The following is a 13,717-nucleotide window of genomic DNA, read 5'->3' on the forward strand; positions in this document are numbered from 1 at the left end:
TATATTAAAGTTTGATATCGTTTCCTTGATAGAATTGTAATAATTGATGGTATAAAATATTTAAGTATTTAGATTGTAAATAGTTTTGTTGTGCGTTGGTGTACCTATTTTGACTGATCACTAAATCCGTAGTACTTAAAGCACCTAATTCGTATTTTTTTTGTGCCAATTTATAAGATTGTTCCGACGCTACTTTAGAAGCTTCGGCTGCAATTACTTGCTCTTGTGCAGACAATGCATTTTGATAAGCAGTTTCTACTTTTTTATACACTTCTTTTTCTGTAGATAACTTTTGTATTTCTGCTTTTTCTATGTTGATGCTTGCCGTTTGTACCGCCGATTTTGTTTGATTTCTATTAAAAATTGGAATAGTTAAAGACAAACCTAATTTCTGATTGAAATTCAAATCTACCTGATCTGAAAACGTATTTTCACTAATACTTGTATATCCAGAACCTAAACTACCTGACAAAGCCAATGTTGGTAAAAAACCTCCTTTTGCAATGTCTAATTGTTTTTTATTCGCTTCTATATTTAAGTTGCTCGATTGTATTTCTGGTAAAATTCCCAATGCTTTTTCATACACATCCGCCTTGTTCAATTCTAGATTTACTAAATCCATATTTTCATCGATGGTTTCAATTTCTATATCTTCGATTGGAGATAACTCTAATAATTGTTTTAAAGCAATAATGTATTGTTGATAGTTGTTTTTAGCAGCAATAACATTGTATTTGTTGGTTGCCGCCTGACTTTGAGCTTCCGTATAATCGCTTAACGCAATAGTTCCAGCATCTAAACGAGACTTTGCTCTTAGTACTTCTGTTTCTGAAGCTACCAAGTTGTTTTCTGCAATAACAATGCTTTCTTTGCTATACAATGTTTGCAAATACGTTTCTAAAATATTTAAAACGATGTTGTTTTGTGTTACTTCTTCTTCAAGTACACTTTGGTTAAATAAAATTTTACTTTGTGCTATTTGATTGGTTATTTGATTTCCTTGAAACAAAGTCATAGAACTATTAATCCCTACGTTTGTACTGTGTATTTGGTCTGTTACAAAATCACTTGTAATAGGATCTATCGTATTTCCGCTAGAAAAACTTTGAGATGCACTTCCAAATAAATTTGGTAATCTAGATGATTTTGCTTTGTTATAATCTACTTCGGCAATGTTTTTAGTCAGTACCGCATTTTTAACCGTAATGTTATTTTCTAAAGCATAATCGATACAATCTTGCAAAGACCATACTTTAGATGCGGAATTTGTAGTTATATCTTGTGCAAAAGAAATCTGTGCAAAAAGTAAACTAAGAATGAGGATATATAATTTCATTTTTTTGAATGTTTTAATTGAACACTTCAAAGATGAAACTTTATAGTACCTTATAAGAACGTAATAGACGTTTACGGGTTTTTACTATACGAAAACGGTTTTTTTATGGATGGGAGTTTTGGTGGTTTGTTGATTAAAGAGCACCTATTTACAATAATGAGAATAGCTCTCTTCCTATGAGGTATTAGAGACCCTTCAGGTTTTAAAAACCTGAAGGGTCTTTTTAAGCCGTAATGAAATTGATAGTGAATAACATTTGACTTTATAGAAGAAAGTGTTTTTTATAAGGGTTATCTTATTACTTGAGTAAATTAAATCTTAAAAATAAAAGGGTGTATAATAAGTCTTTTTGTAAGTCATTACAAGGTATGAAGCAATCTGTGACTGATATTACCGATTACTTCTATTTTCTCGTAATAAACTAAAAGATATACTTTTTTTTTCATTGATGAATACTGAATAAAGTTAAGTACAGGATTAACACAAAACTAGAGTTCTGATAATTTTATTGAATGAAATTATTTTATGTGATTAAAGTAGCTATAAGGAACACCAAAATATATCTCAACCAAATACTTTGGTAATTTATCGTGTTCATCTGTTTTTATATTTAAATGAGATATCATTCTTTTTAAATATAATATTTGTTGTTCTCTTCTTTTATCTAATTCTTGTAACTGTTTGGTCGCTATCTTCTTTTTAGCATCATTATTTTTATATAATAAGTGAAATCCATTTGTCCAACATAATCCTTGATTTGAATCATTTTTATTATAATTATAAATTGTAACTCTTCCAACTGACATTGATATTAACCTTTGTTGTAAGCTAAAAACAATTTGATTATGAGTTTTTCGTGAGTACTCATCAATTTTCCCTAATTTTCTATATTTATCAAGTCCAAGAGATATTAAAATACTTTGAGTCTCACTTATTTGTTTACTTATTTCTTTTTGAATTGAATTTTTTCTAACTCTTATTTCTCCTTTATAATTTAATTGGTACCCAACAAAAGAAAGCCAAGGAACATTTCTTTCATTAGCATATTTATTTCCCCAAAAATAAGGTTCTTTTGATTTTACTTTCCAAAAGGATTGTGAAGAATTTTTATAATCATTAAAAACTTTTGGTTCGTGATATAGAAGAAAGTTTTCTGTAATACCTTTTTTATATACTTCCAATGCATTTTTGCAAACATCCTTATCCTTATGAGCAAGTACCATATCGTCACAATATCTTACATAAAAAATATTTTTATCCACACTTTTTACTGCTTTATCTATATTATTTAAAATAAGATTTGCTATAAAACAGGAAACTGCATTTCCTTGAGGTACGCCTATTTTAAAATCTTCAATATAAGATTGTGAGTATTTGTCTACCAATTCATCTTTTACCCAACCAAATTCACCTATAGGAACACCACTTTTTTGAAAAAAAATAGGTGTATTATTTTTTGTTAAAACATCTAAATTAAATGAATATGAATCTAAAAACAAAGAGAATAACTTAATTGCTGTAGATGATATTTTTGTTCCCTTTAAGGATAACTCTGCTACTGTATCATTAAATATTTTTAATAAATGTTCATGTTGCACAGTGTCAAAAAATTTTTGAATATCACATTCTGAAACCCAAAGCTTTCTGTACTTTTTTCTATACTTTAATATTTCAATAATAGAAGTAACTTTCTAATTCTTTCATAAAAAAAAAGACGTAAGCGTAGTAATTAGTATGATTGAGATACATTGCTGCTCTGGTATAAATATACAAATCAGCAGAGACCCTAAGCATCAGGATTATTAGGCTCGTAAATTGTTTCAGTGATTTCGTTTATAACAATTAAGTTAATGCTACTTTCACCTAAAGACTAAAAAGTCTTATACCTGTTCAATATAATGGAATTAAAACTCCACTCTTGCCTACGTCTTAAACCAAATATAGTATATTTATAGCATAATAATTGTAATTAAAAATGAAAGTTTCAAGGTTTCAAAATATTATTTATACAAAAAATGTGATTCAATCAAATTTGTTGGATGAACTTAAAGATATAAAGGAAGGTAAATACAAAGATATCATAACAAAATGTAGATATTATACTAATACAAAGGATTATGATTCTTACAAATCTCTAAAAATAAAATTACCAATAGTTACTTTTTGCGGAGTCTTTAAAAATGGTAGGAAATTAGAGAACTTAGATATTTATAATAATATTATGATTTTAGATATTGACCATATTGATTTATCTAAGTTAAATGAAATTAAAAACAAATTAGCTAATGATAAATATATTTATTCAGTTTGGTTATCTCCGTCTAATGAAGGTTTAAAAGCTTTAGTAAAAATAAATAGCAGTCCAAAAGATCATAAATCTAGTTTCAACTCTCTTAAAAAATATTTTAAAGAAAATTATGATATTGATTTAGATAATAGTGGAAGTGATATTACTAGATTATGCTTTGTTTCTTGGGATGAAGAGTTATTTCTAAATACAAATTCAGATATATACACTGATAAATTATTCAATGAAATAGATAATGAAATTAAATCAAAAAAATCAATTTCAAGTAAATCTATAAATAAAAGTGCATATGCTACAGAGGGATTAAATAGCTCAGAACATAGAAAAAATATAAGGATTATAATTAAATACTTGAGACGTAAAGATCAATCAATTACAAGCACTTTTGATAAGTGGCTAAGAGTTGCATTAGCTATCTCTAGTACTTTTAGTTACGATGTAGGTGAAAAATATTTTTTAAGTTTATGTGAATTGGATAAAGAAAATCATAATGAACAGGAAAGTAAAAACATCCTTAAATATTGCTATAACAATAGAAAATTAGAAAATAATTCTACAATATCGCTTGGAACTATTGTATTTTACGCTAAAGAAAAAGGTTTCATTACAAAAAAAGACAAATTTGATAGTTGATTTAATTAAACTACTAGAACAAATTATCTCTATAAATAGTATTATTAAACAACCCCATTCAAATACGCTTTCCCAATATTATAAATCTTTTCAGAATCCTTATTATCTAGTCCAGAATACTCAGACAAAGGAAAACTAACGGTCATTTTTGTGTAGTCAAACTTAAAATTTTCTGCAGCATGCGATTTCAAGTACGTAGCATGTGTAATTACTTTAAAGGTAGAATTTAATTGTAAAGGTGTTTTTGGAGCAGGTTCTGCCACATAACTTCCTACAATTGGTAAACCTGATTTTATAAAAGGTTTAATTGGGAAATTATCTAAAATTCCGCCATCGGAATACAAGGTTTTATTGATGATAATAGGCGTAAAAATACCAGGAATAGCACAAGAAGCCAATACAGGTTTTAATAACTTCCCTTTGCTAAAATAACGAGGTTTGCCACTTTGCATGTTAGAGGCAGTAATATAAATCGGAATTTCTAAATCCCTAAATTTATCTTTTATTTTATTTTCAATAATCGATTTGAATAAAAAAGTATCAAAAATCCCTGCTTTTGTCATGCTAAAGAAAGAAAACTTAAAAAGACTCGTTCTTTTAAAGATTTCTAAAATTTCTTGAGTAGAAATACCCGAAGCATATAAAGAAGCTACCAAAGCGCCTCCACTACTCCCGGAAATGGCATTTATCTGTAAGCCTAACTCTTCAATTTTCTCTATCAATGCTAAATGTGCAGCGCACTTGATGCCTCCTCCAGATAATACTAAATTTATAGGAATGTTTACATTTAGTTTAGAAAGTTGTTCACTGTAATTTATAGGTATTGGGATCATTTTTTTTAACTCTAAAAGACACGTAAATATACTTTTTAAATGGCTTATAAGCTATTTATTACGAAGGCAATCGTTGTTAGATATAATCAACTATAAAATGTCATAAAATTCGAATAACGATTCTATAGACTTTAATCAAAATGTCTGGTTGAGCGGAGTCGAAACCTATGTTAGCAATTCAATAGTTCTCGACTGCGCTCGAACGGACAATGAGAGATTTAATAATTATTTTGATTAGTTGCTGCTCAATTATGAATTCAATTCTTTCATAATTTCTGCAAACAACTCGTAAGATCGTATTCTATCTTCAATACCATAAATATTGGTTACGGCAATCAATTCATCCGCTTGCGTTTGTGCTAAAAATTCCTTTACTTGTGCTTTTACAGTTGCTTTACTTCCTATAAAAGAATACTTCAGCATTTGATGTACTTGCGGATTTTCTAGAATCTCCTTATAATAATCTGTCATTTCAGTTGGAGGTTGTACAAAATCTCGTTTTCCGGTAAATAAACCAAGTATCATTCTAATTAAAGAAGTAGATAAATTAGCTGCTTCTTCATCTGTTTCTGCAATAATAATATTTACACCCGCAATGATGTACGGTTTTTCTAAAACATCCGAAGGTTGAAATTCTTCTCTATAAATAGCCAAAGCATTCCATAAATGCGTCGTAGCAAAATGACTTGCAAATGCATACGGCAATCCTTTTTTAGCTGCTAAATGTGCACTGTCTGTACTAGAACCTAAAACATAAAGCGGCACTTCTACTCCTTCTGCAACCGTAGCACGAACATTAGCTTCTTTGTTTTCTGTTGAAAAATAAGTCTGAATTTTTTCTATCTCTCTCGGGAAATGTTGCGCAGCTTCCATAAAGTCAGATCGAATGGCTTGTGCAGTTTCTCTATCGGTTCCTGGTGCTCTTCCCAAACCTAAATCTATTCTATTCGGATACAAAGCACCCAACGTACCAAATTGTTCGGCTACAATTAAAGGTGAATGATTGGGCAACATAACACCGCCAGAACCAACACGAATGGTTTTTGTACCTTCTGCGGCATAACCAATTAAAATACTTGTAGCAATACTACCGATATTTGTAGAATTATGATGTTCTGCCAACCAATAACGCGTGTATCCAAATGTTTCGGCGTTTTGTGCCAATTCTCGTACATTGTTAAAGGTGTCTTTTAAAGTATTTCCTTTAGAAACTAATGCAAGATCTAAAATGGAATATGCGGTATTTTGAGTTTTCATAAGTATTTAAAATCAATAATTATATTTGAAATATAAAGTCGTTTTGAGGGTTACAAAATTACAGAAATCAGTCTGTTTTTTTACGTAATGTTTTGTTAATATAAACGATCAATTATTAAATTTGTAAACTGAATAAAAACAAGCATTTTAAAATGAATACCACCATACAATCCATACCCGTTTTAGATTTAGAAGGAAATCCTGTTGATTTAATGTCCAAGTATAAAAACAAGGTTTTACTACTGATCATTTATAACAACGATTGTTTAGGCTGTACAGGTCGTGCGATTCCTTTGGCATATGAGTTTCAACAGAAATACCCAACCATCCAGGTTGCAGGCATTCATGCAGATTTTTTAAACAGAGAAGGAACCAAAGCCAATATTAAAAGTGTTTTTACAAGTGGCGAGAATCCGTTTCCTATTTATATTGATAAAAACCATAAAGTTTATGATGAGTTTAAAGCAGAAGGAACACCACAATGGTTACTTATTTCAGAAAAAGGAGAGTTATTCCGTTCTATTTTTGGATCGCAAGAGAATGCAGCTAATAGATTGTTTTATGCTTTAGAGAGTTTAGTTGAAACTTAAAACCTATTTCAAGAAAATCTACGTTTATGATGAAACACAGCTACTTTTGATTAAGCATTAATTAAGTAATTATTTTTACATGGTGTTAGCTTTTCGTTTTTCTCTTTCTATAAAGCAAATAGATATTCTTTATTTGTTTTTTGAATAAAGTTTTGACGCTATCCAAGCTCCAATAATCATTTCAACCCAAGCGATAGGGAATAAAATACCAGCCGTACTCCACTCTCCCAAACCTGTATTTACACTGGCAATCCAGAAAACACCAATCGTCGCTAAAGCAGTGGTAGTACCTGAAATAATAATTGATTTTAAGTTATTTCCAAATGCAACTGAACAAAGCCAAAATATAAATACTAAAGTTGCAGACAACAAGGTGTCCCATATTCCCCAAATTAAGGCATTACTTATTTCCATGGCACCAATTGGTATTCTGCCTGCAAAGAATTCTTCCATCAATGGAAATGCAACAAACATGGCTCTTGCTACTTCCGCAATATTTATCCAAATACTTGTTATTAAAGTGATAATAACAAATTGTTTCAAATTAAAAATTTTATTTTCCATTGTAATTATATCGTTTTTTTGATGAAAGCCAACTATTAATATCTAAATATTCAATTTCGTTTAATTGATTATAATTTGGTATTGCAACACAGCCATTCCTTTGCGTTCATCAACTTTTAATTGATTATTAATATTTTGATAAACAGGTCTATTTTGGTAACTTAAAGTTAGTTTGTTATCGTGGCCTCTAAAGAAACAATTAATACCTAAGTCATACACAATCATTGCATCATCTAAAGCATCAAAATCTGAATATTGAACAGCAATATTTGGTTGTAATTGATAACTTTTTTTACCTTTAGCAAGTGCGTAACCTAATTGAAAAAAGGTGGTATTTCCAGTTCCCATCATCGGGAAATCATTACCACTTCCATTAAAAGAAGTCCCGCCAGAAGTAATATCATTAGCACCCACATTTCGAATGTAATTTGGACCAAAATCGTTATGATTATACCCTAAATAGGTTGTAATAGCCGTTCCTTTTTCTTTATTTAAAGGAGCGTCATAAAAAACATCTACTGCCCAATTTTTAAAATCGTAATATTTTTCTACCCCATTTACGAGTTGTGAAGTCATTTTAGGTTGGTTCATAAAACCTGCTCCTAAGTTTAAAATATTCTTTGTTCCTATATAGGTTCCTGCTCCTCCGCTGTAGGCAGATTTATTGCTTTCATTATCTAGAAACTCATACTTTACATAACCAGAAATTCTTTTTCTCGGTTTGTTTAAATCATAATCCACTTTCCCTTCTGTGGCTGAAACGCCAAACTGAACAGGGTTTTTAAAAGATAAAATATAGTCGAATTTATGTACTTGACCTTTTGCCCAAATACCTAAACTACGAGCCACGTCATCGTTTTTATTAACTGTAAGCAACGAAAATAAAGGAGCATCTAAAGACATTAAAGTTACACTACTTCTAACATTCCAACGGTTTAAACCTTCCCATCCAGATTCTCCAAAACCTAAAGCAAATTCTTTAGCAAACTCATATTCAGCATATAAATCTAACACACCAAACTGAAAATCTTTTTCTGTTTTACTGTTTAAGTTATTACCTCCAAATAAAGAATACACATATAATTTAGGCGTTAACTGTGCTGAAATCCCCATTCTAACTCTTCTTAAAGAAACATCAAACACATTATTTGCAATTTCATTATTAATAGTAGTACCTGGATTCGTGTCAAAATACCTTGCCCATAATTGCATTCTAAGAGATGCTTTTATGTATGTTTTACCTGTTTCATCGAGATTTAATTTTAGTTTATTGCTTTGTCCGTAGCTAAAATTGGATAATAAAGTTAAAATAAAAAGAAGTCTTATTACTTTCATAATTGGTTTTAATAATTGTTTGATGTAATTAATATTCAAACACTTTACAAGCAGCAAAACTATATAAATTCTAAAATAGACTTACTGACATTTGTCACTTAATTACTTTTTTGAAAAAGGTCTCACTTTCTTAGAATATAAAGGCCATCATAATTAAATATTATCAAAGATAAAAATAACGATGAATTTCAGTTTTTGAACTTACATCATAATTATATCAATATAAAACAGAAATACTAATATTTAATCACTTCTAACTGCACAAGATATTACACTTCTCTACTTTTCCAAACATTCAAATACTGACCTGTAGCCATTCTTCTAGATGCGTCTTTGGCTCTTTGTGCAACATCACCAACGTATAAAGAATCGATTGTTTGAAACCAGATCTGTAACCATTGTCCAAAATGTTCTTGACTCATGGTATGCTTTAAATGTTTATCAACTTTTAAATGTGCTTTTGTAGGATTGCCTTTAAAACAAACATCACCCAATAATGCCGTTACCCAGAAATCGGTTAGTTTCTCTAAATGTGGAGGCCATTGCGCATCTTTTAAATGATGATTAAATATAGGGCCTAATAGAGCATCCTTTCTAACTTCATTATAAAAAGTAATGACCAATAGATTGATATCTGCTCTGTTTTCTATTTCTTTCATTTTATAAAAAATTAAATCAGCACAAACCTATGAAAGGCGTGTGCTGATTGTATATGAATTTAAAAATTAATTTTTCTTTTTGATACAATAAATGGTTTCTTGTATGGTAAACCAACAAAAATAGAATATACCTACAGAGAAAATTACGTCACCAATCATACGCATCCATTTTAAGGTTTGTACTGTTGGAGAATATAGTAATTCTGCATCTCTTGCAAAAGAGTATCCTTTTGTAATTGACGTATAGGCCTGTATAATTCCTACTGGCAACATGCTTAAAAAGACCATAGCTACTAAACCAATGTTTAAAAACCAAAAAGCTCTTTTTAATTTTACAGAACTCCATTCTCTGTCTGAATAGAAACGCAAACAGATAATAATGAATCCCATACCTAATAAACCATACACACCAAACAACGCAGTATGTGCATGCACTGCCGTAGTATTTAAACCTTGAATATAATACAACGCAATTGGAGGGTTAATTAAGAAACCGAATACACCTGCTCCTACCATGTTCCAAAATGCCACAGCAATAAAGAAAAATATAGGCCATTTGTATTTCTGAATCCATTCGTTCGATTTTAAAAGATTCCAGTTTTCACGAATTTCAAATCCCATTAAAGTTAACGGCACTACTTCTAAAGCACTAAAGGTTGCACCTAAAGCAATCGCTTGTACAGGTGTTCCTGAATAGTATAAATGGTGTAAAGTTCCGATAATTCCTCCTGCTAAAAATATGGTTGCAGAAGCAATAGACGCTTTTCCTGCTGTTTTTGCTGATAAAATTTTCATTCTTAAAAAGATAAAAGCAATAACTACGGTTGCAAAAACCTCAAAGAAACCTTCTACCCAAAGGTGTACTAGCCACCATCTCCAATAGTTAATTACGGGTAAACTACTGTTTTCTCCATACATTAATCCAGAGAAGAAAAACATTCCAATCGCGATAACAGAAATCAATAATATGATTAATAAATGTTTAGAATCATCATTTTTTCTAATCGCATAGATGATGTGTCTACCAACCATAAACACCCATAATACCAATCCGATTCCTAAGAAAATTTGCCAGAATCTCCCTAAATCCATGTACTCATATCCTTGATGTCCAAAGAAGAAATTAGTTGTTAAATCTAAAAACTGGTGTACACCTAACCATTCACCCATCATAGAACCCAATACAATTACTATTAGTGCTACAAATAGAAAGTTGGTACCAAATATTTGATATTTCATTTCTTTGCCGCTTATCATTGGTGCTAAGAATAATCCTGTTGCCAACCAAGTAGCAGCAATCCAAAATACAGCCAATTGTGTGTGCCATGTTCTCGTAATAGAATATGGAAGAATACTAGATAAATTGATTCCAAAAAAATCTTGTCCCTCTACGGTATAATGTACTGTTAGGGCACCTAAAACTACCTGTAATGCTATTAATAAAGAAATAACAATAAAGTATTTTAATACAGCTTTTTGAGATTTTGTAAGAATTAAAGTATCTAAAGGATCTTTATCTGGGTGAATGACAGCTTCCCCTTTTTCATGATTACGGATATAATAATACCCTAATCCTCCAATAAATAATAATAGAAGTACAATTGAAAACCCTGACCAAATTTGAGAATCTGGAGTAATTGTATTGTCAATTAATGGCTCATGTGGCCAGTTAGAAGTATATGTATAATCCTTTTCTGGTCTGTTAGTACTTGCTGCCCAAGAAGTCCAGAATAAAAAAGCATTTAACTGTGCTAGTTTTTCGGTATCTACCAATGCACCTTCAGGAATAGCATATTTTTCATACCCATTAGAAAAAATATCTGTGTAATGCTTTTGATTTTCTAGAATAGCGGTATATCTATCTTTAGAAATAGTAATACTACCGGTTTCTGCATTATACGTATTTGTTTTAATATGCTGAATTAATCGTGCTTTTAGGGCTGCTTTATTTTCTACATCTAAGTTTTCATAGGTTGAATTAAAATCTTTTTTAGCCCATGCATTAAGCATAAAAACAGCTTCTTTGTGTATCCAGTCTGCAGACCAATCTGGTGCTACATAACTACCATGCCCCCAAATAGAACCTACTTCCATTCCTCCAATAGACTCCCAAACATTCTGACCTATTTGTATGTCTGCCTTGGTTAAATAGACTTCTCCTGTTTCTTGTATTATAACGGTTTCTGGTATAGGTGGCTGTGTTTGATAAACTTCTGTTCCCACCCAAATAAGTACTAAAAAGGATAGTGTTACCACACTAGTAAATGCAATCCAAACTTTTTTCATGTTGTTGTTCTTTTAATAAATTATACTACGTCTTTTACTCTTTGTACACTGTCTGCCACAGAAACCGTAAGTCTTATTATACAATTTTCTGTACAGTATAAATCGTGTGGAACATTTGCGTCTAACGCAATTAAATCTCCTTTTTTTAATGCTTGTTTTTCTCCTTCTACTCCAAAATCTATCGCTCCTTCAAATAATTCTATCACAATAGGAAACGGTGCTTTGTGCTCTTTCATTTGTTGTCCTTTTTTCATAAGGATTCTTATCTCTTTTGTAGTCGCTGTTTTAATTAATACGGTTATTGCAGGTTTGTCTTCTCCGTAGATTAAATTTTCTGTTATTGATGCTGCTTTCATAATGTTTAAGTTTAATTAAAGTATTAAAAGATTTTTATATCTTTTGTTTGGTTAAATTTTTAGCGTTTTAAGATGAAACCTTCTAAATTCATATCATTTAAAAGTGATGTAATAGATGTACTTTCTAACATATTTTTTAGGTTTTCACGGATATCCACAAATTTATAATGTAACGGACAAGGTGAATTTGCATCACATTGTTTTAAACCTAAACCGCAGCCTTTATAGATGGTATCTCCATCTAAAACACTTACAATTTCACTTAGTTTGGTTTCCATTTTTTCTTCTGTAATGGTAAAACCGCCATACGGACCTTTTACAGAGGTTACAATATTATTTCTTTTTAATTGCTGTAAAATTTTAGCCGTAAAAGCTTGTGGTGAGTTTATTTCTTCAGAAACTTTACTCATACTTACCTTATGACCATGAGCGCTTTCTTGCGCTATAAATAGCACTGCTCTTAAGCCGTATTCACAAGTTTTTGAAAACATAATATCTTAGTTTTAATGCCGCAAATATATGGTATATTTTATAAAGGACAAATATATCCCTTATAAAATAAATATTTAATTATACTTCCCTCCTTTTCTCTTAAAAAAAAGTTTGTAGTTAATAAAAAAATCTTGTACTGTTCCTTTTGGAACAATACAAGATTTAAACTAGGGAAATAATAAATAAGGGATTGTTATTCTATAGGGATTGATAATAACGGAATATTTTGCCCAGAAGCCATGACTCTTGTTTTACTTTTATGTACAATAGATTCCCAGAAACCATATTTTTTTGGCATCATAACCAAAAGATCTGAATTCGATTTTTTAATTTCACTTTCAATCGATTCAATTACAGAATTCGATTTTACATTTTTATAAAAATGGGTAACATCTTCTAATTCTTTATTTAGGATACTAGGTGTTTCTATCTTTAATTCTTCTACTTTCTGATCCACATAAAAAACAGTTACAGCAGCCTTTAAACTTAAGGCAACCTGACGTAACCTAGCCAATGTTTTTAATGGGATATCTTGCAGAATATCACACGCAAAAAGTATTTGTTTTATTTCCTTATACTTTGCTTCTAAAGGTATTGCTAGTACCGGAAATTCTTTCATACTGATGACACTCGTTGTAGGATTCCCTAATAAATTTTGCTCCATAGATTTTGGAGACATTCCGATCACTAAAAAACGTGCTTTATACTCTTTCATTAAATGATCTACTTCTTCTCCTAAATCACTATAACTACTCTTGTAAGAAACTTTAATTTGAAACTCTTCACTTAAGTTAGCTGCTAATTTTTTTAATTTTTCTTTATTTTTTTGAAATAAAATATCTAAAGACATGGCAGACAATCTACTATTTGCAGCATGTACAGGCAATCTAAATGCATGAAAAAGTACAAGTTCTGTCTGAAATTGTTTTGTTAATGCAGCGGCGTATAATACAGCGTTATCAGATAGTTTAGAAAAATTGGTAGCTACTATAATACTCATAAGGTAGATGATTTGATTATACTCAAAGATAAAAAATTATCAGCATTATAAGGTAGTCGAAAAATGGG

13 protein-coding genes are annotated in these 13,717 nt (G+C 30.4%); 2 read left to right on the plus strand and 11 right to left on the minus strand.

Annotated elements, in window-relative coordinates:
* Positions 1 to 4: 4 nt before the first annotated feature.
* Both WHD08_RS02875 and WHD08_RS02880 read right to left on the minus strand, forming a co-directional pair.
* Complete coding sequence (locus WHD08_RS02875; RefSeq protein WP_208889300.1) at positions 5 to 1,336, minus strand: TolC family protein; 1,332 nt, start codon at positions 1,334 to 1,336, stop codon at positions 5 to 7.
* A gap of 518 nt (positions 1,337 to 1,854) precedes the next feature.
* Positions 1,855 to 3,015: an RNA-directed DNA polymerase gene (locus tag WHD08_RS02880; RefSeq protein ID WP_340833835.1), complete on the minus strand. Its 1,161-nt coding sequence runs from the start codon at positions 3,013 to 3,015 to the stop codon at positions 1,855 to 1,857.
* Between the two features lie 296 nt (positions 3,016 to 3,311).
* Between WHD08_RS02880 and WHD08_RS02885 the strand changes: the two genes are divergently transcribed.
* The gene (locus WHD08_RS02885) at positions 3,312 to 4,277 is read left to right on the plus strand and encodes a BT4734/BF3469 family protein (RefSeq protein WP_208889298.1); all 966 of its coding nucleotides are present in this window, start codon (positions 3,312 to 3,314) and stop codon (positions 4,275 to 4,277) included.
* A gap of 44 nt (positions 4,278 to 4,321) precedes the next feature.
* Here the strand turns inward: WHD08_RS02885 and WHD08_RS02890 are convergent, their stop codons facing one another.
* Both WHD08_RS02890 and WHD08_RS02895 read right to left on the minus strand, forming a co-directional pair.
* Positions 4,322 to 5,110 (minus strand): patatin-like phospholipase family protein, encoded by a 789-nt coding sequence (locus WHD08_RS02890; protein WP_208889297.1) that lies wholly within the window; start codon positions 5,108 to 5,110, stop codon positions 4,322 to 4,324.
* A 249-nt stretch (positions 5,111 to 5,359) separates the two neighbouring features.
* A complete protein-coding gene (locus WHD08_RS02895; RefSeq protein ID WP_208889296.1) occupies positions 5,360 to 6,367 on the minus strand; it encodes an LLM class flavin-dependent oxidoreductase in 1,008 nt (335 codons plus the stop codon).
* A gap of 152 nt (positions 6,368 to 6,519) precedes the next feature.
* Here WHD08_RS02895 and WHD08_RS02900 point away from each other — a divergent pair, with 152 nt between their 5' ends.
* Positions 6,520 to 6,957, plus strand: a complete 438-nt coding sequence (locus WHD08_RS02900) for a TlpA family protein disulfide reductase (protein WP_208889295.1) — start codon at positions 6,520 to 6,522, stop codon at positions 6,955 to 6,957.
* 129 nt (positions 6,958 to 7,086) lie between these two features.
* Here WHD08_RS02900 and WHD08_RS02905 read toward each other — a convergent pair whose 3' ends face one another.
* From WHD08_RS02905 to WHD08_RS02935, 7 genes are all read right to left on the minus strand, one after another.
* A complete protein-coding gene (locus WHD08_RS02905) occupies positions 7,087 to 7,521 on the minus strand; it encodes a hypothetical protein (protein ID WP_208889294.1) in 435 nt (144 codons plus the stop codon).
* Positions 7,522 to 7,581: 60 nt separating this feature from the next.
* The gene (locus WHD08_RS02910) at positions 7,582 to 8,856 is read right to left on the minus strand and encodes a porin (protein WP_208889293.1); all 1,275 of its coding nucleotides are present in this window, start codon (positions 8,854 to 8,856) and stop codon (positions 7,582 to 7,584) included.
* Positions 8,857 to 9,125: 269 nt separating this feature from the next.
* Positions 9,126 to 9,515, minus strand: a complete 390-nt coding sequence (locus WHD08_RS02915; RefSeq protein WP_208889292.1) for a group III truncated hemoglobin — start codon at positions 9,513 to 9,515, stop codon at positions 9,126 to 9,128.
* 66 nt (positions 9,516 to 9,581) lie between these two features.
* Positions 9,582 to 11,801: a nitric-oxide reductase large subunit gene (locus WHD08_RS02920; protein WP_165734100.1), complete on the minus strand. Its 2,220-nt coding sequence runs from the start codon at positions 11,799 to 11,801 to the stop codon at positions 9,582 to 9,584.
* A gap of 20 nt (positions 11,802 to 11,821) precedes the next feature.
* Positions 11,822 to 12,157, minus strand: coding sequence for a cupin domain-containing protein (locus tag WHD08_RS02925; protein WP_165734098.1), 336 nt, complete (start codon positions 12,155 to 12,157; stop codon positions 11,822 to 11,824).
* A 59-nt stretch (positions 12,158 to 12,216) separates the two neighbouring features.
* Positions 12,217 to 12,648, minus strand: coding sequence for an RrF2 family transcriptional regulator (locus tag WHD08_RS02930; protein ID WP_208889291.1), 432 nt, complete (start codon positions 12,646 to 12,648; stop codon positions 12,217 to 12,219).
* 194 nt (positions 12,649 to 12,842) lie between these two features.
* Entirely contained in the window at positions 12,843 to 13,649 is an 807-nt protein-coding gene (locus WHD08_RS02935) for a universal stress protein (protein WP_208889290.1), read from the minus strand.
* Positions 13,650 to 13,717: the final 68 nt, after the last annotated feature.

Origin of the sequence: Polaribacter sejongensis (genome assembly GCF_038024065.1) — a bacterium.
Lineage (GTDB): Bacteria > Bacteroidota > Bacteroidia > Flavobacteriales > Flavobacteriaceae > Polaribacter > Polaribacter sejongensis.

Bases quoted from the DNA above. Each gene is read 5' to 3' on its own strand.
- WHD08_RS02875 (WP_208889300.1), bottom strand. From the start codon at position 1,336: ATGAAATTATATATCCTCATTCTTAGTTTACTTTTTGCACAGATTTCT.
- WHD08_RS02885 (WP_208889298.1), top strand. From the start codon at position 3,312: ATGAAAGTTTCAAGGTTTCAAAATATTATTTATACAAAAAATGTGATT.
- WHD08_RS02890 (WP_208889297.1), bottom strand. From the start codon at position 5,110: ATGATCCCAATACCTATAAATTACAGTGAACAACTTTCTAAACTAAAT.
- WHD08_RS02895 (WP_208889296.1), bottom strand. From the start codon at position 6,367: ATGAAAACTCAAAATACCGCATATTCCATTTTAGATCTTGCATTAGTT.
- WHD08_RS02900 (WP_208889295.1), top strand. From the start codon at position 6,520: ATGAATACCACCATACAATCCATACCCGTTTTAGATTTAGAAGGAAAT.
- WHD08_RS02905 (WP_208889294.1), bottom strand. From the start codon at position 7,521: ATGGAAAATAAAATTTTTAATTTGAAACAATTTGTTATTATCACTTTA.
- WHD08_RS02910 (WP_208889293.1), bottom strand. From the start codon at position 8,856: ATGAAAGTAATAAGACTTCTTTTTATTTTAACTTTATTATCCAATTTT.
- WHD08_RS02915 (WP_208889292.1), bottom strand. From the start codon at position 9,515: ATGAAAGAAATAGAAAACAGAGCAGATATCAATCTATTGGTCATTACT.
- WHD08_RS02920 (WP_165734100.1), bottom strand. From the start codon at position 11,801: ATGAAAAAAGTTTGGATTGCATTTACTAGTGTGGTAACACTATCCTTT.
- WHD08_RS02925 (WP_165734098.1), bottom strand. From the start codon at position 12,157: ATGAAAGCAGCATCAATAACAGAAAATTTAATCTACGGAGAAGACAAA.
- WHD08_RS02930 (WP_208889291.1), bottom strand. From the start codon at position 12,648: ATGTTTTCAAAAACTTGTGAATACGGCTTAAGAGCAGTGCTATTTATA.
- WHD08_RS02935 (WP_208889290.1), bottom strand. From the start codon at position 13,649: ATGAGTATTATAGTAGCTACCAATTTTTCTAAACTATCTGATAACGCT.